The organism is Rhizobium sp. P44RR-XXIV, assembly GCF_001999485.2.
In the GTDB taxonomy this organism is placed as follows: Bacteria; Pseudomonadota; Alphaproteobacteria; order Rhizobiales; family Rhizobiaceae; genus Rhizobium.
This window is the reverse complement of the sequence record NZ_MPVZ02000027.1, coordinates 631736-656023: the sequence shown is the minus strand read 5'-3', so window position 1 is coordinate 656023 and position 24288 is coordinate 631736. Positions and strand designations below refer to the sequence as shown.

22 protein-coding genes are annotated in these 24288 nt (G+C 58.2%); 4 read left to right on the top strand and 18 right to left on the bottom strand.

Going from position 1 to position 24288, the window contains the following annotated elements:
* Positions 1 to 49 precede the first annotated feature (49 nt).
* The 4 genes from BSK43_RS15325 to BSK43_RS15310 form a co-directional block, all read right to left on the bottom strand.
* Positions 50 to 1390 (bottom strand): FAD-binding oxidoreductase, encoded by a 1341-nt coding sequence (locus BSK43_RS15325; RefSeq protein ID WP_077472317.1) that lies wholly within the window; start codon positions 1388 to 1390, stop codon positions 50 to 52.
* 354 nt (positions 1391 to 1744) lie between these two features.
* On the bottom strand, positions 1745 to 2872 hold the full coding sequence (locus BSK43_RS15320; RefSeq protein ID WP_077472318.1) for an FAD-binding oxidoreductase: 1128 nt from the start codon (positions 2870 to 2872) through the stop codon (positions 1745 to 1747).
* Positions 2873 to 2940: 68 nt separating this feature from the next.
* Positions 2941 to 4470: an amino acid ABC transporter permease/ATP-binding protein gene (locus tag BSK43_RS35985; RefSeq protein ID WP_077472319.1), complete on the bottom strand. Its 1530-nt coding sequence runs from the start codon at positions 4468 to 4470 to the stop codon at positions 2941 to 2943.
* A gap of 67 nt (positions 4471 to 4537) precedes the next feature.
* On the bottom strand, positions 4538 to 5365 hold the full coding sequence (locus BSK43_RS15310; protein ID WP_077472320.1) for an ABC transporter substrate-binding protein: 828 nt from the start codon (positions 5363 to 5365) through the stop codon (positions 4538 to 4540).
* Between the two features lie 185 nt (positions 5366 to 5550).
* Between BSK43_RS15310 and BSK43_RS15305 the strand changes: the two genes are divergently transcribed.
* Positions 5551 to 6630, top strand: a complete 1080-nt coding sequence (locus tag BSK43_RS15305) for a LacI family DNA-binding transcriptional regulator (protein WP_077472321.1) — start codon at positions 5551 to 5553, stop codon at positions 6628 to 6630.
* A gap of 30 nt (positions 6631 to 6660) precedes the next feature.
* On the opposite strand, the gene BSK43_RS15300 is transcribed toward BSK43_RS15305, so the two are convergent.
* The 12 genes from BSK43_RS15300 to BSK43_RS15245 form a co-directional block, all read right to left on the bottom strand.
* The gene (locus BSK43_RS15300; RefSeq protein WP_077472322.1) at positions 6661 to 7362 is read right to left on the bottom strand and encodes a UTRA domain-containing protein; all 702 of its coding nucleotides are present in this window, start codon (positions 7360 to 7362) and stop codon (positions 6661 to 6663) included.
* 44 nt (positions 7363 to 7406) lie between these two features.
* Positions 7407 to 8180 (bottom strand): enoyl-CoA hydratase-related protein, encoded by a 774-nt coding sequence (locus tag BSK43_RS15295; protein ID WP_136686965.1) that lies wholly within the window; start codon positions 8178 to 8180, stop codon positions 7407 to 7409.
* Positions 8180 to 9100 (bottom strand): 3-hydroxyacyl-CoA dehydrogenase family protein, encoded by a 921-nt coding sequence (locus BSK43_RS15290; RefSeq protein WP_077472323.1) that lies wholly within the window; start codon positions 9098 to 9100, stop codon positions 8180 to 8182. Before BSK43_RS15290 ends, BSK43_RS15295 begins: the two co-directional genes overlap by 1 nt.
* Positions 9100 to 10305: a CoA transferase gene (locus BSK43_RS15285; RefSeq protein ID WP_246662588.1), complete on the bottom strand. Its 1206-nt coding sequence runs from the start codon at positions 10303 to 10305 to the stop codon at positions 9100 to 9102. Before BSK43_RS15285 ends, BSK43_RS15290 begins: the two co-directional genes overlap by 1 nt.
* Positions 10306 to 10324: 19 nt before the next feature.
* On the bottom strand, positions 10325 to 11872 hold the full coding sequence (locus tag BSK43_RS15280) for a histidine ammonia-lyase (RefSeq protein ID WP_077472325.1): 1548 nt from the start codon (positions 11870 to 11872) through the stop codon (positions 10325 to 10327).
* A 108-nt stretch (positions 11873 to 11980) separates the two neighbouring features.
* Entirely contained in the window at positions 11981 to 12892 is a 912-nt protein-coding gene (locus BSK43_RS15275; RefSeq protein WP_077472326.1) for an ABC transporter substrate-binding protein, read from the bottom strand.
* A gap of 13 nt (positions 12893 to 12905) precedes the next feature.
* Positions 12906 to 13619, bottom strand: a complete 714-nt coding sequence (locus BSK43_RS15270) for an ABC transporter permease (RefSeq protein ID WP_077472327.1) — start codon at positions 13617 to 13619, stop codon at positions 12906 to 12908.
* A 4-nt stretch (positions 13620 to 13623) separates the two neighbouring features.
* On the bottom strand, positions 13624 to 14268 hold the full coding sequence (locus tag BSK43_RS15265; RefSeq protein WP_077472328.1) for an ABC transporter permease subunit: 645 nt from the start codon (positions 14266 to 14268) through the stop codon (positions 13624 to 13626).
* Positions 14258 to 15385 (bottom strand): ABC transporter ATP-binding protein, encoded by a 1128-nt coding sequence (locus tag BSK43_RS15260; RefSeq protein WP_077472329.1) that lies wholly within the window; start codon positions 15383 to 15385, stop codon positions 14258 to 14260. The genes BSK43_RS15265 and BSK43_RS15260 overlap by 11 nt, the downstream gene beginning before the upstream one ends.
* A gap of 186 nt (positions 15386 to 15571) precedes the next feature.
* A complete protein-coding gene (locus BSK43_RS15255) occupies positions 15572 to 16294 on the bottom strand; it encodes a UTRA domain-containing protein (protein ID WP_077472330.1) in 723 nt (240 codons plus the stop codon).
* Positions 16295 to 17005: 711 nt separating this feature from the next.
* On the bottom strand, positions 17006 to 17473 hold the full coding sequence (locus BSK43_RS15250) for a hypothetical protein (protein ID WP_077472331.1): 468 nt from the start codon (positions 17471 to 17473) through the stop codon (positions 17006 to 17008).
* A 916-nt stretch (positions 17474 to 18389) separates the two neighbouring features.
* Positions 18390 to 19187: an SDR family oxidoreductase gene (locus BSK43_RS15245; protein ID WP_077472332.1), complete on the bottom strand. Its 798-nt coding sequence runs from the start codon at positions 19185 to 19187 to the stop codon at positions 18390 to 18392.
* Positions 19188 to 19300: 113 nt separating this feature from the next.
* On the opposite strand from BSK43_RS15245, the gene BSK43_RS15240 reads away from it, so the two are divergent.
* Both BSK43_RS15240 and BSK43_RS15235 read left to right on the top strand, forming a co-directional pair.
* Positions 19301 to 20290 (top strand): GlxA family transcriptional regulator, encoded by a 990-nt coding sequence (locus tag BSK43_RS15240; protein WP_077472333.1) that lies wholly within the window; start codon positions 19301 to 19303, stop codon positions 20288 to 20290.
* A 60-nt stretch (positions 20291 to 20350) separates the two neighbouring features.
* Complete coding sequence (locus BSK43_RS15235; protein ID WP_077472334.1) at positions 20351 to 20734, top strand: hypothetical protein; 384 nt, start codon at positions 20351 to 20353, stop codon at positions 20732 to 20734.
* A 223-nt stretch (positions 20735 to 20957) separates the two neighbouring features.
* Here BSK43_RS15235 and BSK43_RS15230 read toward each other — a convergent pair whose 3' ends face one another.
* Positions 20958 to 21248, bottom strand: a complete 291-nt coding sequence (locus BSK43_RS15230; protein WP_077472335.1) for a type II toxin-antitoxin system mRNA interferase toxin, RelE/StbE family — start codon at positions 21246 to 21248, stop codon at positions 20958 to 20960.
* Between the two features lie 2 nt (positions 21249 to 21250).
* Positions 21251 to 21490, bottom strand: a complete 240-nt coding sequence (locus BSK43_RS15225) for a CopG family ribbon-helix-helix protein (RefSeq protein WP_077472359.1) — start codon at positions 21488 to 21490, stop codon at positions 21251 to 21253.
* Between the two features lie 613 nt (positions 21491 to 22103).
* On the opposite strand from BSK43_RS15225, the gene BSK43_RS15220 reads away from it, so the two are divergent.
* Entirely contained in the window at positions 22104 to 24149 is a 2046-nt protein-coding gene (locus tag BSK43_RS15220) for a flotillin family protein (protein ID WP_077472336.1), read from the top strand.
* The last annotated feature ends 139 nt before the right edge of the window (positions 24150 to 24288 follow it).

The window sequence follows — 24288 nt, the reverse complement described above, 5'->3', positions numbered from 1 at the left end:
TTAATTACCTATCTCGCTCCACAGCGGTCGCGGTCCAACGCGGGATTTGTCAGATAGCAGGGCCCATTCGAATAGGGCTACCGTCCGCGAAGCGGGACAGGCGGAAACGATGCAGATCATGGCCGATGTCGTTTCCACGGATCATGTCGGACATAATGCGGCCAATCCCCAGCCCGATGCCGAAACCGTGGCCACTCATCCCTGTTGCCACGAATAGGCCGCCAATCGGTTCGACCCGATCAACAACCGGGACCGCGTCTGGCATGGCGTCGATCATCCCCGCCCATGTCGTTTCCAGCCGAAGGTTTTCGAACTGCGGAAACAGATTTTTAAAGCCGCGCAGGATCGCAGCCAGATCGGAACGGCCAGGAGCTGGATTAAGCACCCGCATCTGCTCGAAAGGGCTTGTCTCATCTGGTGTCCAGTCGCGGGGGGTCGACCAACCATCAGGGAATCCCGAGGGAGCGGCAAGGAGATAACGAGTTCCCAGAGGATGGGCCATCAGGGCCGGAAGATATTTCTTGGCGTGTCGGAATGCATCGGGGCCGACATAAAGAAGATTGCTCCTGCCAGGAGCCAGCGTGTATCCACCATCCTGCCGACGCCTGAACGCGATATCGTCATCGACGGCCGCGCCGGCATGAAACTCGGGCAACGGTCCTGTTGCTGCGACCGTGGCCCTGACGCTGAGCTGAGGAATGGAAACGCCATGCTTGTTTAAGAACAGCGAGGACCATGCACCTCCGGCCACCAGGACGTTCGAGGTTTCGATCTTTCCGCGCTCGGTCCACACGCCCACAACCCGGCTCGCAGCGATATCAAGGGTTCGGGCGGCGCAGCCTTCAATGATTGTGACGCCCCGACGGGCAGCAAGCCGCGCAAGAGCTGGAACGGCCAGCCAAGGCTCCGCCCGCATATCAGACGGCGTCGTCATCGCTCCGGAAAATCTGCGTGCCATGCCTTTGATCATGGAGGAGACCTGCGCCCCGTCGACAAGACGGGTATCGATCTCATGGGCGGTGGCGATCTTCATGAAGTCAGCGAACCCCGTCATGTCCTTTTCGGACCTTGCAAGATACGTAACCCCTGTCTGCCTCAGACCAATGTCTTCACCGCACTCTTCCGCGAGCTGCTGCCACAAACGGCATGCCTCGATCACTATCGGCAGTTCGTCAGCGTCTCTTCCCTGTTTTCGTATCCATCCCCAGTTTCGCGACGATTGTTCCGCAGCGACACGTCCTTTTTCCAGCAAAGTCACCTGAATGTTGCGGGCCGCAAGGAAGATCGCTGTACTGACACCAATGATCCCTCCGCCAATGATCACCACCTCCGAGGTTTTTGGCAGGGCGCTGGAATGTCGGATCGGGTCCGCGACGGAAAATGGAAACATCAGAACATCTTTGTGGATGGAGGCCTCCTTGATCCCTAACCCTGGAGCAGACCTATTTCAAGCGCGGTGACGTTGTCCGCATTTTTGTGCTCATTATCCAATTTACGGTCCACGTCGACCCCAGTGAAGTCGGGAGCTCGTAAAGGAAATTGGACCGACGATCTGTCATAAATAAGCGCCGGATTCTCGATCGACAGAAGTCTTAAACGGTATGGCACCGAGAAAGATTTGCGCTTTGAGTTTATCTGGCCGTTGCCAGCGCAACCCACCCACACCTTTCTCGATAGTGGGACACCGTTCATACGTCCTTGAGATGACCGTCGCGCCCTGACACCGGCCGCTTTTGCGATCGCTTTATCGGGCGAAGCGCTCCGGTCGGAACGCGCCTAGAAGCGGATGACGCTTGCCGGTGGCGATTTCGTCGGCAAGCAGCTCGCCGGCAATCAGGCCAAGAGTGGCGCCGCTATGGCTGAAGGCGACGAAATAGCCGGGTATAGCCTGCAATTCTCCAAAAACCGGCTCGCCGTCACCGGGGATGGGTTTGGGGCCGACGCCGTAGTCGCCGATTTCGAGCTTGGGATTTCCTTCCAGCACCTTTGAGGCTTCGTGCAGCAATCCCTCGAGGGTCGATGTCTTGATCTGGTAGCTGCCATCGGCATTCACGATAACCTCTTCCTCAGACCACGCAGAATCCAGGGCAAAGGCCCCATCGTGGGTCGGTCGGATGGCAACCCGTGGCGTATTCAGCACAGCCTTCAGGGGATGATCGATCGGCTTCGTTCGAACGAGAAGCGCGATCGGCGTATCGTCACCAATATGCTGGCCGGCCTCTGCAACAATCGCCGGCACCGCACCGCCGGCGGCCAGCAACACCGCATCAGCCGACCAATCGACACCGTTTGCCGTCGTGACGCCGGTGGCGCGGCCGTCCCGCACATTCACCGTCGCCCTGCCTGCGTTTGTGACGATTTCGCCACCCAGCGCCTGGAACTCCTCAGCAAGAACGCCGATCAATGATGGCAGATCGACCCAGCCCTCGCCCGGATTGAGGATCGCGCCTTGCCGCGTTACAGAGAGGAGATCGACACCCGGTATTGCCTTGGTAATCTGATCCGCACTCAGCAATTGCGCGTGGTAGCCAAGGTCCCGCTCATAGTCAAAGACCGCGGCAATGTCATTGCCAGCGTCATCGGCGTCCCAGGTCAATCCACCATCGAAGCGCAACCAGGCTGCACCGGGATATTTGGCCGAAAGTGTGCGATAGCGGTCAATCCCAGCCATACGCAGCCGATGATACGCATCCGATCGGCGCCGAGCTGAATTGAGCCAGGCAAGTGAGCGGCCAGATGCGCCATTTGCCAAAGAGCCATGATTGATCACGGTTGTTTGAATTCCGAGTCGGGCGAGATGGACGGCCGTGGAAACGCCGAAGATACCACCCCCGACGACAATGACCTTCGAAGGACGAATGGAAGCATGCATGTTGGAAACCTTGTCTATAGTGGGTGTTGCGATCAAAGAGCCGACTGAGCCGCAGTCGGCCCTGGTTGTCAGAGAACTTCGGCAAGGAAGCGTTTCAGACGTTCGTTTTGAGGATTGTCGAAGATCTGTTGCGGCGGGCCAGCTTCAACGATGCGGCCTTCATCCATGAAAATGACCTGGTCGGCCACCTTGCGGGCAAACCCCATTTCGTGTGTGACGATGACCATGGTCATGCCCTGACGCCCGAGATTGGCCATCAGGTCGAGAACGCCCTTCACAAGCTCTGGATCGAGCGCGCTCGTCACCTCGTCAAAGAGGACAACCTCGGGATCCATGGCCAGTGCGCGAGCGATTGCGACGCGTTGCTGCTGGCCGCCGGAAAGGCCGGCGGGCCGATGATCCTTGCGTTCGGCAAGCCCGACTTCCGCGAGGCGAGCCTCGGCAATCCGTCGCGCCTCGTCCTTGGGCAGTTTCTTGATCTTCGACAGCGACAACATGACGTTTTCAAGTGCTGTGTGATCCGGAAAGAGATTGAAGTGCTGAAACACCATGCCGACACGCCGGCGCAGGCTTTCCGGCTTCATGGACAGGATACTCTCCCCATCGAGTTCGATACTACCGCGCCTCGGTTCCACCAGCCGATTGAGGCATCTTAGCAACGTCGACTTGCCCGAGCCCGATGGTCCGACAATGCACGTCACGGTGCCGTGAGCGACATCGAGATCGATGCCTTTCAGCACTTCAAGATCGCCGTAGGACATGCTGAGATCACGGACTTTGACCGCCCCGCCCTTGAAGCGTGGAGCCGCGCCCGCGCGGGACGTCCGAGTGCCCGACGCCGTTTCCAGCTCGCCAACCTCGACAAGCCCACTCGTCGCACCGGAACCGCGCCCCTGACGCCCGAGACGCAGATGTGTGTCGATGTAATTGACGAGATGTGTCAGCGGAACGGTGATGACGAGATAGAAGACGCCTGCAAGCAACAAAGGTGAGAGATTGCCGGTAACGACGGCCTGGTCCTGACCGACACGGAAGATCTCACGCTCGGACGCCAGCAGCCCGAGAAAGTAGACAAGACTGGAATCCTTGACGTTGCCGATGAACTGATTGACGAGAGCCGGCAGGACGCGCCGTACGCCTTGCGGAATGACGATCAGGCGGATTCCCTGACCATAACTCATGCTGAGCGCGCGACAAGCTTCCATTTGACCTCGCTCGACGCTTTGGATGCCGGATCGAAAGATCTCGCCGATATAGGCGCCTGCGATGAGGCTAAGCGCGATGATGCCCAGTGGAAAAGGCGATGGACCGAAAAGCTCGCGGCCGATGCGAGCAAAACCCTGACCAATGATCAGGATCGTTACGATCGCCGGCAAGCCACGAAAGATATCGGTGTAGATGCGCGCCGGCAGGCGCAGCCAGCGCGATTGCGAGATACCCATCACCGCCAGCAGCATTCCGATAGCAACGCCGAGCACAGTGGAAGCGGCCGCCAGGATCAGCGTGTTCTTCAACCCGACGGTGATCATACTCGGCAGGACTTCCGCCATCGCATCCCAATCAAGGAAGCTACGGCGGAGATTTTCTAGCCAATCCATTCAATTCCCCATGATATTCTTGAGCGCAGGCAAATGCCGCCACCCAGCAAGCCGGGCGGCGGCGGCCTTACTTCTTGGGAAGATATTGATCGGGCATCGGCGAACCGGGGAACCACTTCTCATAAAGGGTCTTCCAGGTACCGTCCTGCATCGCTTCGTGCAACGCTTTGTTGAGCGCCAGACGTAGGGCGTCATTGCCTTTGTGAACCACGAATCCCGCCGGTGCATCGAAAGACGGGATGTTCACCGCAATCTTCAATGCAGTATAGCGCTCACCATATTGCTTGGCCGCTTCGTAATCGAGGAAATGCGCGTCGATGGTGCCGTTGTTCAATGCGGCCACGGCCGAATTGTTGTCCGGGAATTTGACGAGATCCGTGCCGGCAAAGTTTTTCGTGGCATAAATCTCCTGCAATGTGCCCTGCACCACACCGAGACGCTTGCCCTTCAGGCCGCTCGCGTCCTTGATCGATGCATCGGAGGTGAGAACCGAGAGATAGCCAGCGAGATAGCCGTCTGAGAAATCGACCGTCTTCTTGCGTGCGTCGGTGGTCCCGATCGCGGCCACGGCGACATCAAAGCGCTGATTGGCGACGGATGGCAATAGGGCCGAAAACTCCTGGCCGGTGAACGTTACCTTGTCCTTGGGGAAACCCATGCGGGAGACGACGTTGAGGAAGAGTTCAATGTCGAAGCCGGTGAATTGTCCATCGGCGGTCGTAAAGGTGTAGGGCTTGGAATCTCCCATCGTGCCGACGCTGATGACGCCCGGATCGATCAGATTATAAGGATTTTCGGCGGCAGCTGCCGGGCTGACGCTTGTTGCGACGAGATAGGCCAGCACACCGGCGCGCAGGGGCGCGGCAATGGCTGAGAATAGATCAGATATTTTCATGTTCGTTCTCCGCTCTGAAGGATGCTCTTATCGGCATTCGTGCATGCGCGTCCGTATCTCTGTCCATCGATCGGCAAGAGATTATCTAGACAAGAGACCGGTCTCATATATAAAGAGACCGGTCTCACATATATTTGTTAACTTGAGATTGACCGTCCGTCAACAACTCTTGTAGTCGTCATCCCATGGAAGAGCCCCTCACCTCAAAACGCTCCGTTACAGTTGCCGATGTTGCCAAGGCAGCGAATGTCTCCAAGGCTACCGCTGCGCGCGTCCTCGGTGGCTATGGCGTCGTCAGCGACAAGGTTCGCGCGCAAGTGCTTGCCGCTGCTGCTGCACTCGAATATCGGCCAAATGAACTCGCCCGCAGCATGACTACGGGCAAATCGGGAATCATCGGCGTTGTCGTCGGCGATATCGAAAATGCCTTCTTCAGCCTCGCGGTCAGAGGGATTAGCGACGTCGCGCGCATGGCTGGCTTCAATGTCATTATCGCCAATTCGGGTGAGGAGCTTCAGGCGGAGAAATCAGCGGTCGACCTGCTCATCGGCAAGCGCGTGGATGGCCTGATCGTCACGCCTGCGCGATGCGACCGAATGGAGCATCTGCAGGACATACGCCGCGTCGGCGTGCCGCTCGTTCTCTTTGACCGAAATATTCCCGAGCTTGGCGTCGACGCTGTGACGGGAGATGATTTCAAAGCTGCCATAATAGCAACCCGCTATCTTCTCGACATGGGGCATCGCCGGATCGCCTATGTATCCGCCATGGATGCGGAAAGCGAATTCCTTAGCGACAGCCACAGCATTTCCAATTCCGCGGTTCGCGAACGCGTGGAAGGTGTGCTGAAGGAACTCGCTGATGCCGGCGTTGAGAAAGCCCCCCATTATGTGCGGCTTGGTGCAACCGACCAGAGTAGGACGGATGACATCATCAGGAGCTTGCTGCAAGATGCGGCACCGCCTACTGCCCTCATCGCATCTGACAGCCTTGTCGGCCACAGAGTATTCAAGATCTTACAGGCGCTCGAACTGTCCATACCTCAGGATATCTCGATGATTTCCTTTTTGGATGCCGACTGGACGACCGTGACGACACCACCCATCACCGTCATCGACCAACCGGTCTACGAAATGGGAAAGAAGGCCGCCGAGCGACTGATCTTACGGCTGAACGGCGCGGATCTGCCAGTCGAACGGATCGCCATCCAAACGGCACTGATCAAGCGCGGTTCGGTTGCCTCACTGCCTGGCCGCCGTGACTAATAACGTCCGGTATCCCAGACTGGCTATCCTTCAGAGGCTAGACAGTCGTCCTGTATCAAGTTGGAAGCGGTCCGCAGGTGAAACAAATCGAGCGATTGATGCCGAGACGCCCTTTGCAACTGACCGTTCGCGAATAGACAGGCAAGCGTCGCCCGGAAGCATTCCGAGAAGTTTTTGTTCCCAGGCCGCTGGCGCAACGGCTTCAATACGGCACTCCGCTTTTTGAAGGTGGCAAACGCGGCTAAGATATGTAGCTGGGGTCTGCTCGCTGAAATCTTGATGAAAATAGTCAGGAGCGACTATCGGATGAACGAAACGCTCCTCGAGCTGCACCGCTACTGCGTCTTCAAAGTGAACCATCACGGAGTGAAAGATCGGTGAGCTGCAAGGGATAGCAAACTCTTCGGAAATTGCTGGCGTGGCCGGTTCTTCGGACATGCTGATGACCTTGCCAGTATATACTTTGCCCCGCCTCCGGACGTGATCGGCTGTATCGCGCATTTGCAAGAGGATTGGAAAACTGTGCTTGCTCGCAACAAAGGAGCCAACGCGCGGCGTCCGTGTAACCTCGCCCTCCCTGACGAGTTCGCGAACAGCACGATCGGCAGTCATTTTGGAAGCGCCGAACATCGCTGCAAGCATGCTTTCGGAAGGGACGCGATGTCCAGGAGGCCATTCGCCCCTGCGAATCCGGGCGAGTATGCCGCGCCGAACGTCTTGATAGCGAACCATTCCGTGATCTCACGTTGAATCCTGATTGAACGCCGGGCGGCCTGTCATCTTCCAGTGAAGTTTGGTTGAGCTTTGGCCGCGAATGCCCGCATCCCCTCTGATCTGTCCTCGCTTGCCGCGATCAGCGCCGATAAAGACCGCTCGTATTGAATGCCCGCCGATAGCGGGGTTTCGAAGCTTGCAAGCACCGCCGCCTTGGCTATCTTGGTCGCCAATGGCGCCGCGCGGGCAATCCGTGCCGCGATTTCGAAAGCAAGGTCCTGCACATTTTGGCCATCGGAAGTTACCGAGCTGACGAGACCGAAGCGACGTGCTTCCTCCGCCGTCAGACGGCGTCCGGCCAGGATCATTTCCATGGCCATCGACTTGCCGACGACGCGAACCAGACGCTGGGTGCCTCCAGCGCCGGGTATCGTTCCGATTGCCGCCTCCGGCAGCCCGAAGAGCGCGGTCTGGTCTGCGACGATAATGTCGCAGATGAGAGCCAGCTCGAGACCGCCGCCCAAGGCGTAGCTCGAGATTGCGGCAATCAGCGGCTTGGTCATCGCCGCCACCTGATCCCAGTTTTCGCTGAAGCCGCTGGTAAAGAGCTCGATCGGATTGGCTGATGCGAGAGCGCCGATATCAGCGCCGGCCGCAAATCCACGCCCGCTGCCGCTGATGACGATCGCGCGCACGGCTGGATCAGCCTCACACTCGCGAAGCGTGGCGACGAGCTCCGTCAACATCTCCGCATTGAGTGCATTTCGCTTGTCGGGCCTGTCGAGGACGATCTGCGCGAACCCGTCGTAACTCGCTCTCCGAACCAATGGCGACATTATAATTTCCGCCTTTCCGTGAGCAGACGCACGGTTTCGTCCCTGCGGGAGATCGCTGCCGCGCCCCCCTCTTCCGTCCAGGGGTAAAAGCCGCGCCCGCTTTTTGTCCCGAACGCCCCTTCCTTGCAGAGGCTGCGCACCAATGGCGGCACGGCCTCGCCGCGATCCAGCGCCGGCATGAGAATTCCGGAGACCTTTTCGACAGTATCGAGACCCGCCATGTCCATCAGGCGCAAGGGTCCGGCGGCAGACCAGCGTGGCGCCAGCGTCGTCTCGACCGCACGATCGACATCCTCGATCGACGCGACACCAGCCGATACGAGATGGAGGGCTTCGCGCAGAATTGCATATTGCAGCCGATTGACAACAAAACCCGCCACGTCGGTTTTCACCTCGATCACTTCCTTGCCGATTGCCGCGCAAAGTTCACGCGCGCGCTGAACGACATCATCGGCGGTTTTTTCACCGCGTACGATCTCGACAAGGGGCATCACGGCCGGAGGGTTAAACCAGTGGATCCCGACAACACGCTCCGGCCGCTCCAGTTTTTCCGCAATCGTCGTGATCGGAACGCTCGACGTGTTTGTCGATAGCAGGCATTCCCTCGAAACCAGAGACTCGATCTCGGCGAAGATGCGCTGCTTCAGCAACACGTCCTCGGCCAGGTTCTCGGTCACGATGTCAGCACCATCCACACAGTCCTGCAGCGATGAGGTGTATTCGACCTGCATCTCTGCGTTTGTGCGCGTTTCGATCTTCTTTCGAGCAATATCCAGTGTGCTCTGACTGCGGGAGAAGAGGCACACCGGATAGCCGAGTGCGGCAAAGACACCGGCAATGCCAGCACCCATCGTGCCGGCGCCCAGAACGGCCACACGTGGAAGGTTGGCTATCTCATGATTTGAATGAAGCGTGCTCATCAGATGATCCCTCGCGCCCTGAGGTCCTCGATCTGGGCCGCACTCAGCCCCAGTTCCGCGCCGAGCACGCTGTCGGTATGCTGGCCCAGAATGGGAGCCACGTGGCTTTCCGCGGGATCGACATCGCTGAACATGACCGGTTGCGGCAGGACGTCGAATGCACCGGCGGTCGGATGTTGAACGGTTTTGACGATCCGTCGATGATGCGCGTGCGGTGTGGCAAGTGCCTGTGCCAGATTGTAAATCGGCGCGGCCGGTATGCCTGCTTCCTCTAGGCGCTCGGTCACGTCTTCCACGCTTTGGTCGCGCGTCCAGCTTTCGATGAGAGACCGCAAGGCAGCCTGATTGTTTTGGCGATCGGGATCGGTTCTGAAGCGGGCATCCTCGACAAGCGCCGGGTTGCCAAGCGTATTCGCCAGCTTCTTGAACAAGGCATTGTTGGCAACGGCGATGACGACATATCCGTCCGCCGCCATATAGGCATCCATCGGCGCGCTGATCGGGTGCGAATTGCCGACACGGCCCGGCGGCTCCCGCCCTCCGGTAATCTGTGACAGCGATACCATTTGAAGGGATATGAGCGAATCCAGCATGGCGACGTCGACGTGTTGGCCCTCCCCGGTTCGCTCGCGCTGGATCAATGCGGCCAACGCGCCCCACGAGCCATAAATGCCGGCGGTGACATCGCCGATCGCATCGCCGACGCGGGTCGGCGGACCATCCGGCCAACCTGTGACCGTCATGATGCCGCCAATCGCCTGGATCACATGATCATAGGCGGCGCGATGCGCGAGTGGGCTGTCCTGGCCAAAGCCGGAGATGCTGACATAGACCAGTCGTGGATTGATGGCTTTGACCGCTTCGTAGTCTATGCCCAATCGTGCAGTCACGCCTGGCCTGAAGTTTTCGACGAGGACGTCGCTTTGCTTGATCAGCTCCAGAAGCAGGGCATGCCCTTCATCGGATTTGAGATCCAGGGTAACGCTTCGCTTGCCGCGATTGACCTGCATGAAATAACTGCTCTCGCCATTGATATGCGGAGAGAAATGGCGGGAATCGTCGCCCTGCTGCGGGATTTCGATCTTCGTAACAACAGCTCCCAGATCACCCAGCATCGCCGAGCAGAGAGGACCCGCCAGAACGCGGGCGAGATCCAGAACCTTGATCCCGTCCAGCGGCCGTTTGGCATTTGCACTTACATTCACGAATTGTCCTCCCCTGGGATCAGGCGTCTTTTTTGAGCGCGCGCTCGACGACCGTGTGAAGCGTCGAGTCATCGATGAGTTGGCGAACGGCGTGGAGTTCGGGATACATCGCCCGGTCTTCGTCGCGCGTGGCGACAACGCCGCGTATTGCATCATAGGCCGCGCCGGTGCCCCTGCCCGGCCTCAAAGGTCGGTGGAAATCAAGGCCCTGCGCGGCGCAGATCAATTCAATGCTGAGGATGTCGGCCAGGTTGTCGGCTGTTGTTCGCGCCTTGATCGCGGCCGAGACACCCATGCTGATGTGGTCCTCCTGGCTTGCGCAGGTGGTGACGGTATGGACCGAGGATGGCGATGCCAGGCTGCGATTGTCTCCGGCGATGGCGGCAGCCGCATAAGGCGGGATCATGAACCCGGAATTGGCGCCGCTTTCACCAACCAGAAACGGCGGCAACTCGCTGATATGGCCATTGGTCAATCGGTCCGAGCGGGCCTGCGACATGGTGCTGACATGCGCGATGGCGATGGCCAGAACATCCAGTGCAAGCGCTGTCGGTGCACCATGCCCGTTGCCGCCCGGCAGGGGAATAAGTTCGCCGTCCTCAATGACGAAAACGGGATTGTCGGTTACGGAGTTCACCTCGATCGTCAGCACGTCCTTGCAGTAGGCCAGCGCATCGCGCACGGCGCCATGAACCTGAGGAATGCAGCGCAGGCTCAGCGCATCCTGCAGCCGGTGGTCTCTATGGGCGGCGAGAACGTCGCTTCCGTCCAGCAGCGCCCGAAGGCGACTTGCTGTTACAAGCTGTCCCGGGTGCATTCTCATGTTTTGCAGGCGAGCATCGTAGCCGCGGCTGTTGCCCTTGAGCGCTTCCAGGCTCATGGCGCCGGCGACGTCGGCGATGGCAACAAGCTCCTCGGCATAATGAACGGCCAGAGCACCGATCCCGGTGATTTCATAGGTGCCGCTGATGAGCGCATGCCCCTCGCGTGGGCCGGGTGCGATCACGGGAATCGATGCGCGCTCCATGGCCTCGCGGCCTGAGATCAGCTCGCCCCGATACCAGGCCTTACCTTCCCCGAATATGACCAGCCCGATGTGCGAGGTCGCGATCAGGTAGCCCACCGATCCCTTGCCGGGGGACCACGGAGTAACCCCACGGTTGAGCATCTCGGCCATCGTCGCGACCAGCTCAGGGCTGACGCCGCTGTGCCCCTGCAGCAGAGCCTTGATCATCGTCGCCATGATTGCGCGAACGGATGGCGCATCGAGAGGCTCGCCCATGCCGCTCGCATGGCTGCGCAGCATGTTCAGCTGAGCTTTCGAAATATCTTCCGGCTTCAGCTTGACAGTGTAGAGATCGCCCACGCCGGTCGTCAAACCATAGATCGGCTTACCCTCGGAGATCGCCGCTCGCAAAAGCTGCTGGACCGGCTTCATGCCGTCGATGGCCTCCTTGCTCAATTCGACCTGCGCGCCGCGTGCAATGGCCACGATATCAGCGATCGTGGTCGACTGATGACCGAGGGTGATCGTCGCCGAGCCGGATATATTCACTTTGGTTTGCATGTGCCGATCTCCATTCTTGCCGCCATTTCGAAACACGGTCGAAAACTGGCTTCCTCACGAGTGTGGGGATATGGCGACCGGGAGCAGAGCCGGCCGCCATCGATACTCTTAGTTGAGCTTGTGCTTCTTCAGCCAGTCACCCGCCACGTCGTCGAAACTGTCCTGATTTGCGAGACGTCCGTTCATCTCGATCAGGTCCTCCGTTGTGAGGGCTGCCGACACCGCATTCAACGCCGCCGTAACCTTATCGTTGGCTTTCGCCTGCGCGATGATGGGAAGGATGTTCTGCGCGGGGAAAAGGTTCTTGCTATCCTTCAGCGCGACCAGATTGCTCGTCTTCATAGCGGGGTCGGTGGACGTCATGTCTGCCGCGTCGACCTGGCCGTTGGTGAGCGCCGAAAGCGTCAAGGGGCCTGCGACGTCGAGCGTCTTGAAATCTTTGAATTCAAGGCCATAAAGATCCTTCAGCCCAACGACACCTTCCTTGCGGGTCTTCCATTCCGGTGGGCCGCCAAGCACCAGCTTTGCAGCAACGGGCTTCAGATCCTCGATGGAGGTCAGCGAATACTTCTTTGCCGTATGGGCCGTTACGGCAAGAACGTCCGAGTCCTGTGCGTCCGAGGCCGTCAGCATCGTGATGCCCTTCGGAAGGACTTTGCCAAGGGCGTCGATGACATCCTTCGGCGCGTCGGCGGTGGCGTTCTTGTCGAGATAGCTCAAGGTGGCGCCGGAATATTCCGGGATCAGGTTGATCGAGCCGTCGAGCAGCGCCGGCATATAGACTTCGCGGCTACCGATATTGAGTTTCGTGTCGACCTTGAAACCCTTGGCTGCAAGCGCCATTGCATAGATCTTGGCGAGGAGCTGGCTTTCGGGAAAATCGGCCGAGCCGACGGTGATCGTATCCGCCGCGGATTTCGTCGCATCGGTCGAAAGCGGGTCCGTTGCCTGGGCAATCTGGAAAGCGCCCAGGAAAGTCGAGATGGCAATTGCGCAGCCTGCAACAAGGTGTCGTTTCATCTTAGCTGTTCCGTTATTTTTTGTTGGTGGAGAGATGCCGAGGACCGGCCTTTTTCACAGTTCGCCGCGTCAGGCCTGGCGAGACCGCAAATCTGGAGAGAATGCCAAAGAGGAGATCGATCAGAAGGGCGAGCATACCAACAAGCAGCGCGCCGACCGCCATCTGCATGTAGTCGTTTTGCGCGCGGCCATCGATGATCAGCCTGCCGAGGCCGCCGAGCGAGACATAGGCGGCGATGGTCGCTGTCGATATGACCTGAAGGGCGGCGCTACGGATGCCGGAAAAGATCAGTGGTAACGCGCAGGGCACCTCGACCTGCGAAAGAAGCGCCATCGGCCGGTATCCCATGCCTTTGGCCGCATCGACGGCTGCAGGATCGACCGATGTGACCCCGGCATAGGCGCCCATCATGATCGGCGGCACGGCGATCAACACGAGCACGGTTATGCTGGGCACCAGAAATGCCAGATCAGACTTGAAATAAGGGCCGACGAGGATCACCAGCAAAACGATCAGGCCGAGGCTCGGCAATGCCCGGGTGGCGTTCGCCGCACCGGCGATCAGGAACGTGCCGCGACCCGTGTGCCCAACGAAGAAGCCTATCGGCAGTGCGATGACCAATGCAATCAGGAGAGCTGCGCAGCTGTATTGGAGATGTTGCAGGAGCAGCGTGGGAATGCCGTCCGAGCCATGCCAGTGTTCTGGATCAAGAAGCCACGAGATCATCGATCTATGCCTTTCTTGGTTGCCAGGGGGTCATCCACCGGTTGGCGAGGATGACGAGACCGTCCAGCACGACCGCAAGCAAAAGGCAAAGGATGATGCCGGCAATCAACGGGGTGACGAAGCGCAGCTGGAGGCCCTGCGTGAACAGGAGCCCAAGCTGCGGGGTTCCGATCAAGGCGGCAACGGATACAACGCTGACGTTGGAGACGAGCGCGACGCGAAGGCCTGCGGCGATCACGGGCACGGCGATTGGTAGCTCGACTTGGAAGAACCGCAGGAAAGGCCGGTATCCCATCGCAGTCGCTGCTTGCAATGTATCCGCCGGTACCGCCTCTAGTCCGTCGCAAACCGTCCTGATGAGCAGAGCCAGCGAGTAGACTGCCAGCGCGACGACGACATTTAGCGGATCAAGGATTTTTGTCTGTAGAACCATTGGAAGCAGGACGAAGAGCGCTAGCGATGGGATCGTGTAGAGCAGCCCGGCGGTTCCAAGGATCAGAGATTTGAACACTCCGCTCCTGTGGGCAAGCCAGCCAAGCGGAAGCGCGAGCAACAATGCCCCTACGACCGGGATCACCGACAACCCCAGATGCCACCAGAAGAGTTGGGCAATGTTGGCCGATTCTCGCCAGAGCCAGTCAAAGCGCATGTCGCACCTCTCGAGACGGTGCGCTGGCGTCCGCGGTTTGATCCATCAGCACCAGTAGATCGGGAAGGGTAACGCAGCCGACGAAGCGGCCATCGTCGCCAACGATCACGCCACGGCGGCTTGGCGAGCTGAGGGCCGCGTCGAGCAGCTGACGCAACGACCCGCTGAGTGCTGCAAATGTACCACTGAGATTGATGTCCCCCATTGTAATTGGAGCTCGCAACCCCGAAGGTTCGGTCCAGCCAATTGGTTCGCCTCGCTCGTTCGTGACCAAAAGCCAACGATCTCGGCTGGCGGCACGCGCCGTCTCCGGCGTATCGCCGAGCTTGGCAGTCGGTTCCTTGTTTGCTGCCAGCTTTCCAGCGGTCCCAACAAAGCCAAGATAGCGATAGCCACGGTCGCGGCCTACGAAATTGGCCACGAACTCGTCGGCTGGCCGGGTCAATAATTCCTGTGGCGTCGCGATCTGGGCAAGCTTGCCGCCGACCCGTAGGACGGCCACCTGGTCCCCTAACTTCAAAGCCTCGTCGATATCGTGTGTGACCATGATGATGGTTTTTCCCATCTCCTTTTGCAGTCGAAGGAACTCGTCCTGCAACTGGGTTCTCACAATCGGATCGACGGCACTGAAGGGTTCGTCCATCAGCATGAATTTCGGACTGGAAGCGAGCGCTCGCGCGACACCGACACGCTGTTGCTGCCCACCGGACAGCTGCCACGGATATCTTCCGGCAAAATCCGGCGACAGGCCAACGCGCTCAAGAAGATCAAAGGCAATTATCCGGGCCTGAGCTTTCGAAATGCCATTGAGCCGCGCGGTCGTCGCGATGTTATCGAGGACCGTGCGATGCGGAAACAGGCCGGCATGCTGGATGACATAACCAATGCGGCGCCGAAGGATTGCCTCATCCATATCTGACGTCGGTTCGTTACCGAGGCGGATCGTGCCGGAAGTTGGCTGCACGAGGCGGTTGATCATGCGCAAGGATGTCGTCTTGCCGCATCCCGAAGGTCCGACCAGAACAGTCAGCAGTCCAGTCGGCGCGACGAAGGACAGTCCGTCCACGGCAACAACCTCTCCCGGATAGCGCTTGGTTACGTCTTCGAAAGCGATCAATGTCGGCTCCCAACTTATATGTACCTGTATATATAGGTTACACGAAAAGATGGCCGACGCAATGTCAAATGCGAAAATTTCAGACGGACGTTGGGGACGCACAATAATTGTGCGATTTCTGCCGGTTAGCGAGACGGAGTCCGCGCCGCAGGCCAGGATTGACCTGTTTAGTCGGCGGGAGCATTGTTATTTGCGCTCGTCCAGCGTCTCTTGCGTGACGAATGAATGGCGCATTCCGGGATGGACGAAGCGGGTGAAGGTCGTCACCTGATCGCCTACCCAGGTCTTGCGCGAGACGACGAGGCAGGGGTCGCTCTCGCGTAGATCTAGTAGGCGGGCTTCTGTTGCCGTTGGAAGCACCGCCTGGATTTCGTGCTCGGTCCGTGTCGGCAACGCGATAAGTTGCAGGTAATCCGTGGTGGACCGTCGCGTAAAATCCTGAAGCAGGTAGTCAGGTGCGAAAGCAGCGGACACATACCGGTCTTCAAGCTGAACAGGGCTCCCGTTGGCGCTGTAGATGATCAGGCTATGAAACACGGTTTCATGATTTGCCACGCCCATTCTCCGGGCAACCTCGTTGTTGGTGCTTTTCTTTTCCAAAGCTTGCACACTGATTGAGAGAGCTTGGCCTCTTCTGCGGATGTCGTCGGCGATGTTGTGGAGAAGAACGAAGGTCGACGATGCCTTTGGTTGCGCAACAAATGTTCCCACGCCTGCGACCCGTTCCAGAACGCCGCTCACCGCCAACTCGCGCAACGCACGGTTTGCAGTCAGTCGAGAAGTGCCCAGCTCAGCGGCTAGTTGATTATCACTCGGAATTTTCGAGCCTGGCCGGAACGTACCGTCAGCGATCCGTTCAAGAACATGCAACTTGATCTGTTCGTACAAAGGCTGCGGATGTAAGAGCAATGCCGAGTCTCCGTCTGAAATGCGCGCTACTTGCAGGGCCCCAGAATGCTTTCAGGTCCGCCAGCAGAGCGAGACATATAGCATGGTAATGATTCACGCGACCAAATCCGGCCCATCCGCTGTGGATCGAATTTGCTGCTGGAATTGGCGAGCTCCCACCGGCTGAGTTGAGCAAGCCTCCGTCCTTGGCTCCGATTGGAAAGGGCAGCAGAACCATTGAACTCAAACCCAGCCGAACTTCAGCCATCTGCGGTGCCGTCAAGCGCTCGTCAAATAAGTAGTGTTGAGTTTCACAATGCCCTGCCCCATATCTCCACCCGGCGCTTAACCGTCCGGTTGCCGAGAACCCGATGACGAACATATTAATTCGAAATCAAAAAGGGGTCATGGCGAAATGCAAAACTGGGTGAAATCACGACGCAAATGAACAATGTAATGTTCGGTTGCATAAAGGGCAGGTCCGTCGATGGATGGCAGCTCACACAAAAACAATGATAGTCCCGTTGTTTTCGTCGGAACGCTCGACAATCAATCCGGAGGTTTGACCGCGACGCATCAAAAATGCATCAGCCCCCTTATTCCACGCTTAAGCACAGCGGCCGCGCATCCAAGTCTTTCGATCTCGTTGAGGACTTTTCGGAGCTTGGGCTGACCACAAATGATATGGCGGGCACCATGGTACCCGCCATATCATTTGCAAATGGATGCGGCTTAGTTTGCGGTCGGCGCCGCCTGGGTGGTCATGCATTCGGACAGGCCCATGAAGGCCTTCTCGCCGCCCGCGAGGCTGAAATCGGCAGTGGTGTTGTTGGCGGTCAGGCTCAGCGACTTGCCGCTGGTCAGCGCCATAACGGCCTCGGTCGTGTTCGGGACGTCGATCGTTGCCGTTGCCGCCGTGTCAGCAGTCGACGAGAAATTTGTGGCCGCGCCACCATCGATCGACCAGGAACCGGTCACCTGATCGCCCTTGGCGAAAGTGAACTTCGAAGAATTGGCAAACAGCACGACCTTGTCGCCAACGGCGAGAAGACCGACGCCTGTCGCGGGGTTCTGAGCAAGACAACCGGTGAAGGTGTCGCCGTCTTTCAGTGGCGTGACGGAGAAGTCGGCAGCATCGACGGACGCGGTGGTCAGAAGCATGGCGGCGAGGGTCATGATTGTCAGGTGAAGTCTGTTCATGGCATTTCCTTCATGAGCGGAGAATCGATTAAGCGCTTGGTTGCAAAAACCTGCGACCCAGGATTGGACGGCACGGAGAATCTACGTTCGGCGAAACGGAGGCCTCGCCAAATTCCTCAGCCGTTGTCGCATGGATTGTCACTTCCACTTATAACCCCGGCAAAATTGTTTCACTCCGGTCCTTAAACCGAAAGTACCGAATATTTTCGCGGTTCATTTCTGGGCTGATTTGCTATTCTTGAATGTGGAACGCTTCTCGAGGTAGCGGCGAGGAGAAGCCTGTAGAGCGGCCGATCCTATTGCCTGATGAATTCCGCCGGGATTTGACTCGATTTTACACTTGCCGCTGACCCTGCCGGGTGGAGGCAGGCCTGTGAAATACTTCGCTATTTCGAATTAACTATGGATATTGTGAAATGGAAAACGTGGTCAGTTTCGGATGGAAATCAACAGGCACCATAGTAGGGAATGGCAGCCAATCCTGCAATGAGTATTGCGATCAGGATCATAGCCGGTCCCAGCAGCTTGAATTGATTGATGCGCGTCGACACGAGGCTACCCCTGCTCTCCTTCGTGGTGAAACAATGCTGCGACAACGTCAGAGCCGTTACCGCCAGCAAGTTTTCGCTGGAAGTAGTTAAAGCTTCGCGTGAATGTTCGGCGAACTCGTCGGAGGATATTCCGGTTGAGCCAAGGCCATCACGGGCGCTCCCGTTGCCAGGCACGCCTGTGATGCCTGTGCTATCGGCTCGGCTACAGCAGACACTGTAGTAGTCATCTGCTGACGTTCGATAGTCGCCAGAGGATGAAGAGCAGTCTTAATCCGAATGCTGAATTCAAACGCGGGATCGGCTCGAGTTAGACTGCGACCTCATGACCAAGATCGAGAAGTTGTCCCACGGGGATCTTGCAGATCTCAGGCCACGTGGTAGCGCGGGGCAGGCTTTGCGTTGCCGAAATTCGCCCCGAACGCGCGGCGGTCCGCCTCCCAACGGAGCCACTGATCCCCGTCGTGCAACGGCGGGATCGTTACCAGTTCGCCCTGATCAAGACCGCTGAGCGCCGCATCGACGAGGTCTTCCGCAGACATGGTGGTGGGTTTGGTCTTCTGAGGCGCATAGCCGGCAGCATCCCAGAAATCGGTTGCGGTCGCCGCCGGGAGAACGGTCTGTACCCGAACGCCCTTGTCGGCCAGATCGCGCTGCAGGACATGGCCAAAGCTCAGAACGTAGGACTTCGATGCGCTGTAGACGCCGTTCAGCGATTCGACGACGATGCCGACGGCGGAGCTGATGTTGATGATGGTACCGTTGCCGCGGGCCACGAAGGCCGGAGCGGCCGCATAGGTGAGACGCGTAAGAGCGGTAATGTTGAGGTTGATCATTGCCTCCATGGCGTCGACATCCGCCGAAAGGATCGACGCAACCGAGCCAACGCCGGCGTTGTTGACCAGCATGGTAATGTCCGGATCGTCGCGCAGCACCTTTTCGATCTTGGCGAGGTGAGCCTTGTCATTCAGATCGGCCGGAAGCACGGTGATACGGCGGCCAGTCTCGCCGCGCACACGATCTGCGACGATTGTCAGCCGCTCCGCGTTGCGGGCCACCAGAATGAGGTCGTAACCACGCTTCGCCAGACGGTCGGCATAGACCGCACCGATGCCGGCAGATGCTCCGGTGATGAGGGCGACTCCCTTTTGGGAAAAGTTGCTCATGAATGGTCTCCATCAGTTGCCGCTCGGAATTGAGCGATGTCGATAGAGATACAGTTGCGGATCGAAGTCTCAAATGTCATATACACGTAGATTTAGGACGCAGAGGTTGGCTTATGCGCGATATCGCTTTCGTCGTTTACCCCGGCTATTCCGTGATGGCGCTGGCTGTCGTCACCGCATTCGAGGTCGCCAATAGCCTGGTCGATGACCCGCCATACGAGCTGCATTTCGTGTCCGAAAAGGGCGGTCCGGTCAGAACCTCCGCCGGTATGACGCTCGACACCGAGAGGTTCACGGACATGCCATTCGACACCCTTGTCGTTGGCGGCGCCACCGTTCCCGAGCCGTCAACGCCCGGCATGATCACCTTCATACAAGATGCGCCGAAGCGACACCGCCGCATTGCCGCGGTCTGTACTGGCGCCTTCGTGTTGGCTGAAGCGGGTTTGCTCGATGGTCGCCGAGTTTCGACCCACTGGATGCATGCGCGCGATCTTCAGCGGCAGTTTCCGAAAGTGAAGATGGATGAAGACCGGATCTTCGTAAACGATGGCCCGATCTGGACCTCGGCAGGCATGACGGCCGGCCTCGACCTTTGTCTCGCGCTGATCGAAAACGATCTCGGGCCTGAACTTGCAAAGTCTGTCGCGCGCAAGCTGGTCATCTATCATCGTCGCGGAGGTGGCCAGACACAGTTCTCCACACTCCTCGAACTGTCGCCGAAATCCGATCGCATCCAGGCGGCACTTACCTACGCGCGTGACAATCTGCACAAGCCCCTGAGCGTACCGGATCTCGCCGAGGCCGCGCATCTCAGTCCCCGGCAATTCAGCCGAGCATTTCACCAGGAGACAGGCCAATCACCGGCAAAGGCCATTGAAAACCTGCGGGTCGAGGCGGCCCGTAGCCTCATGGAGCAAAGCCGCCACCCCATCGACCTCGTGGCACGACAAACCGGTTTCAGCGATCGCGACCAGATGCGCCGCGCCTTTTTGCGCGCCTTTGGACAGCCGCCGCAAGTGCTGCGGCGCAACGCCCGCCTGGCGTCAGCCGACTTTCAAGGCTCATCCGAAAGCCAGGATGATATGATAGAAGCGCTGTGATCCAAATCTACCGGGCGTGGAGTTCTCCTCACAGGCTTGGTGGCGGAAAAGCCCGACGCGATGGCCAGTCTTCGCGCATCTGTTGAGCCAACAGCATCGGCGAAGGAACAGCTGCATGCTATTTTCGCCTGGCATGAGGCATGGTTTGCCACTCCAGAATTTGCCGGCTGCCTTTTCGAGCGTGCACTCGCGGAATTTGGAACCGACTATCCGAAGATCTCGATGATCGCCATTCGGTATAAGACGACAATGACCTCATGGATGGGCGACATACTGACGTCCCTTTTGCCAGAGCAAGCAGCGGCACGCACCGCGTCAATCCTCATGATTCTGCTTGATGGCGCGACGATCGATGCTCGTGCCTTTCGCGATCCGACCGTGGCAACAAGGGCGTGGGATGCCGCGGAAGTTCTGATTGATCCGGCAAACTCTCGACAGGCGTGACAAAACAACGAATGGGGCTGCTTGAGAGCAAGAACCCAATCATCGTTCTCTTGCTACAGATTGCGGAATGGGACTTCGTGATTGCTGACGGCTTTCCACGCCGCGCAATGACTTCAGACCCTAAGGCTTTGACGCCGTTAGATGTGCCGCACGTCGCGATGGTTGGTCTTGATGGGATCTGAACCGTCGTTGCCTGCGTTAACTTGGAGCTTAAGGTGGAAACTTAAAGCGCCGAAGGCCATCGCTGATGAGCATGCATGATGGTGAGGATCTCCACCTCATGCTCGACGCGGTAGGCAATAATATAAGGGATATCCGCCAGCACCAGTTCGCGCGTTCCATTTAAGCGACCAGCGCGACCCGTTGCAGGAAAGTCGGCAAGCATGTCCACAGCCGACACGATTCGCGCGACCACTCGCGCGGCGGCGTCCGGATTATCCTTCTGGATATGTGCACCGATCTCATCAAGCCGTCGCACCGCTCTCTTCGTCCAGCGGATATGCTTTTCGCTCATGATTAACGAACAGACTTGATGTATTTTCCAATAACGTTCGCGATCTCGCCATCGCTCGCGAATTCGCCCCGGTTGGCCTCAGCCAACCCGGCCTCGATTTCAGCGATTTGCCACTCTTCGCGAGCTACGTAATCTTCAATCGCCTGAGCGGCCATATAAGAGCGGGACCGATCAAGCTTTTCCGCGATTTGGTCGAGTTTGCTAGCCGTTTCATCTGAAACACGCACGGTGAATGCAGTCATGACACTCAACCCTTCTTGGTTCACGATCATTATCTGTGAACCATTTTGGTTCGTCAAGGTTCACGTGGCGCATGTCACCCTTGCGTCCCAACAGAGTTCCTATGCCTCAACTCTCCAATGGGCAACACCAACAAGCTTTGACAACTTCGGTGCGCTGATCGATTGCCAACGTGATCGGCACGTCGCGACTTTCAACATCAATGGGCAAGTGAAATCCCAAGACGCTCTCACTCCCCGCACCAGAGCTAGAGCCTCCCGAAACAATCCAGCGCACCAGATGTGATTCAGCGGAATGGAATGCTCGAAATATCGAAATCGTTGGAAATACTTATGCGATTTTCATTTCGCCCGCCTTTAAACCTATAGGCGCAATCCCTACGTCATCTTCCGTTATGTCTATCAAGGCAACACCGATGTGAGACCCCTCACGACCACGCTGTCCCTCAGTGGGGACTGGAGACGCGCGGTCATCTTTCCTGACAGTGAGCAGCCCCAGCATTCGACGCACGCTTAGTGCGTCGATCGCATAGGCGCAATCTCCCCAACTTATCGACCATACACCAACCGGGCGGCAGTCGGGTGGATGAACCCGTGCGCCCTTAGGAGAGAAAAGATGGAAGCCCTACCCAATCTCAGTCCGATGGAATGGATGGCGATCGAAATCGCCGTTCCGGTCATCGTGCTGGCCGTCCTGTTTCGTTGGAGCGGCATAGTTCGCTATATCCCCAACGACAGGCTCGGCATCCTCGAAAAGCTGTGGAGCTTTCGCGGCTCCGTCGAGAACGGCTTCATCGCGCTCAACCGCGAGGCCGGCTATCAGCCGGACGTCGTACGAGGCGGCCTGCACTTCTTCATGCCGTTCCAATATTCAATGCATCGTGCCAATCTCGTGACCATTCCGCAGGGCCAGATCGGCTACGTCTTTGCCCGTGATGGCAAGCCGCTGCCTCCGACACAGACACTGGCGTCCAATACCGAAGCCGATGACTTCCAGGATGTACGCAGCTTTCTCGAAAAAGGCGGACAGAAAGGACCGCAGCGCAAGATCCTGCGCGAAGGCACCTATGCCATCAATCTTGCGCAATTCATCGTGCTGACCGCCCAGTCGATCTATGCCGTCAATCTGAGCAAGTCAGAACAAGACCTGTTCGCCGATATGTCCAGCATGATCACGGAGCGGGATGGCTTCGAGCCCGTCGTCATCCATAATGCCGAGGACATGATCGGTATCGTCACCATTCATGACGGCCCGGCGCTACCGGATGGCGAGATCATCGCGCCGACCGTTGCCAACGATCCTAAAGACCCGAACTTCCACAACAATTTCCAGGACCCGGAGAAGTTTCTCAATGCCGGCGGTTACCGCGGCCGGCAGCTGCAGGTGCTGGCCGACGGCAGCTACTTCCTGAACCGCATCTTCGCGACCGTCGAACTGGTCGAGAAGACGATCATTGACGTTGGCACAGTGGGCGTCGTCGTCTCCTATAACGGCCGGCATGGCACGGATATATCCGGGCAGGCCTACCGTCATGGCGAACTGGTCGAAATCGGCGCACGCGGTGTCTGGTCAACACCCCTGCTGCCCGGCAAGTATGCGTTCAATACCTATGCCGGTAATATCATTACCGTGCCGACCACGAACTTCGTGCTCAAATGGACGAAGGAACAGTTTGGCGAGCACAGGTTGGACGAGAACCTGTCTGAAGTGTCGTTGATCACCAAGGATGCATTCGAGCCTGTGCTGCCGCTCTCGGTCGTCGTGCATATCGACTATATGAAGGCGCCCCTCGTCGTGCAGCGTTTCGGCGACATAAAACGGCTGGTCGAACAGACGCTCGATCCTATGGTCTCTGCCTACTTCAAGAATATCGCCCAGACAAAAACGCTGATTCAGCTTTTGCAGGAGCGTAGCGATATCCAGCGCAAGTCGGGCGAGGAGATGCGCGAAAAATTCACCTCCTACAGTCTCGAACTGCAGGAAGTGCTGATCGGTACGCCGCGCGCCGCCAACGGCCAGAACAGCATAGAGCAGATTCTCATCCAGCTACGCGAGCGCCAGATCGCGGTTGAAAAAGTCGAGACCTATAAATTGCAGGAGGCGGCCGCGATCCAGGAGCGCACTTTGCGAGAGAAAGAGGCGCTCGCGGAACAGCAGGCCAAAATCACGACGTCAGCTCTGACCATCGAGATCAGCGAGAACGAGGGTAAGGCACAGCTCGCCCGCACCCGCCAGCAGGCGGAAACCATTCAGGTCACCGCCAAGGCTGAGGCCGAAAAAGTGCGCCTCGCCGGCCTGGGCGAGGCTGACCGCATCAAGGCCATCGCGCTTGCCGATGCTGAACGCATCAAGGCGACCGGTTTTGCAGACGCCGAGAAGGTGCGCGCCGTCGGTTTGGCGGAAGCCGAGGCCACTGAGAAAAAAGTCGCGGCCTTCGGTGGGCCTGACTATCAGCTCAACTCGCAGGTCCTCATGCGCTTCGCAGAGGCGATCGAGAACGGCAGGCTACCGCTGGTGCCGCAGATCCAAATCGGCGGTGCCGGCGGCGAGAAGGGCGCAGCCAATGGCCTCGTGGAAATGATGCTGTCGCTGCTCGTCTCCGACCGGCTTGGCCGGCAGGATCCGCCGGCTGCGGTGTCTACGCCAGTCGATCAGCATTGATCATGGATGGGCCGGTTATGCCGGCCCATTTTTGCATCCAGTCCGTAGACGTGTTGGTTTGCACGCGGAACTGAGCCGGTTAGGCGCATAATTTCCATTGAGAATTGAGCCATGTGACCTTCCCCCCAACGCGGTGAGC

Bases quoted from the DNA above. Each gene is read 5' to 3' on its own strand.
- BSK43_RS15245 (WP_077472332.1), bottom strand. From the start codon at position 19,187: ATGAGCAACTTTTCCCAAAAGGGAGTCGCCCTCATCACCGGAGCATCT.
- BSK43_RS15230 (WP_077472335.1), bottom strand. From the start codon at position 21,248: ATGAGCGAAAAGCATATCCGCTGGACGAAGAGAGCGGTGCGACGGCTT.
- BSK43_RS15275 (WP_077472326.1), bottom strand. From the start codon at position 12,892: ATGAAACGACACCTTGTTGCAGGCTGCGCAATTGCCATCTCGACTTTC.
- BSK43_RS15265 (WP_077472328.1), bottom strand. From the start codon at position 14,268: ATGCGCTTTGACTGGCTCTGGCGAGAATCGGCCAACATTGCCCAACTC.
- BSK43_RS15220 (WP_077472336.1), top strand. From the start codon at position 22,104: ATGGAAGCCCTACCCAATCTCAGTCCGATGGAATGGATGGCGATCGAA.
- BSK43_RS15270 (WP_077472327.1), bottom strand. From the start codon at position 13,619: ATGATCTCGTGGCTTCTTGATCCAGAACACTGGCATGGCTCGGACGGC.
- BSK43_RS15290 (WP_077472323.1), bottom strand. From the start codon at position 9,100: ATGAGCACGCTTCATTCAAATCATGAGATAGCCAACCTTCCACGTGTG.
- BSK43_RS35985 (WP_077472319.1), bottom strand. From the start codon at position 4,470: ATGGATTGGCTAGAAAATCTCCGCCGTAGCTTCCTTGATTGGGATGCG.
- BSK43_RS15235 (WP_077472334.1), top strand. From the start codon at position 20,351: ATGGCCAGTCTTCGCGCATCTGTTGAGCCAACAGCATCGGCGAAGGAA.
- BSK43_RS15310 (WP_077472320.1), bottom strand. From the start codon at position 5,365: ATGAAAATATCTGATCTATTCTCAGCCATTGCCGCGCCCCTGCGCGCC.
- BSK43_RS15225 (WP_077472359.1), bottom strand. From the start codon at position 21,490: ATGACTGCATTCACCGTGCGTGTTTCAGATGAAACGGCTAGCAAACTC.
- BSK43_RS15240 (WP_077472333.1), top strand. From the start codon at position 19,301: ATGCGCGATATCGCTTTCGTCGTTTACCCCGGCTATTCCGTGATGGCG.
- BSK43_RS15325 (WP_077472317.1), bottom strand. From the start codon at position 1,390: ATGTTTCCATTTTCCGTCGCGGACCCGATCCGACATTCCAGCGCCCTG.
- BSK43_RS15295 (WP_136686965.1), bottom strand. From the start codon at position 8,180: ATGTCGCCATTGGTTCGGAGAGCGAGTTACGACGGGTTCGCGCAGATC.
- BSK43_RS15300 (WP_077472322.1), bottom strand. From the start codon at position 7,362: ATGGTTCGCTATCAAGACGTTCGGCGCGGCATACTCGCCCGGATTCGC.
- BSK43_RS15280 (WP_077472325.1), bottom strand. From the start codon at position 11,872: ATGCAAACCAAAGTGAATATATCCGGCTCGGCGACGATCACCCTCGGT.
- BSK43_RS15320 (WP_077472318.1), bottom strand. From the start codon at position 2,872: ATGCATGCTTCCATTCGTCCTTCGAAGGTCATTGTCGTCGGGGGTGGT.
- BSK43_RS15305 (WP_077472321.1), top strand. From the start codon at position 5,551: ATGGAAGAGCCCCTCACCTCAAAACGCTCCGTTACAGTTGCCGATGTT.
- BSK43_RS15250 (WP_077472331.1), bottom strand. From the start codon at position 17,473: ATGAACAGACTTCACCTGACAATCATGACCCTCGCCGCCATGCTTCTG.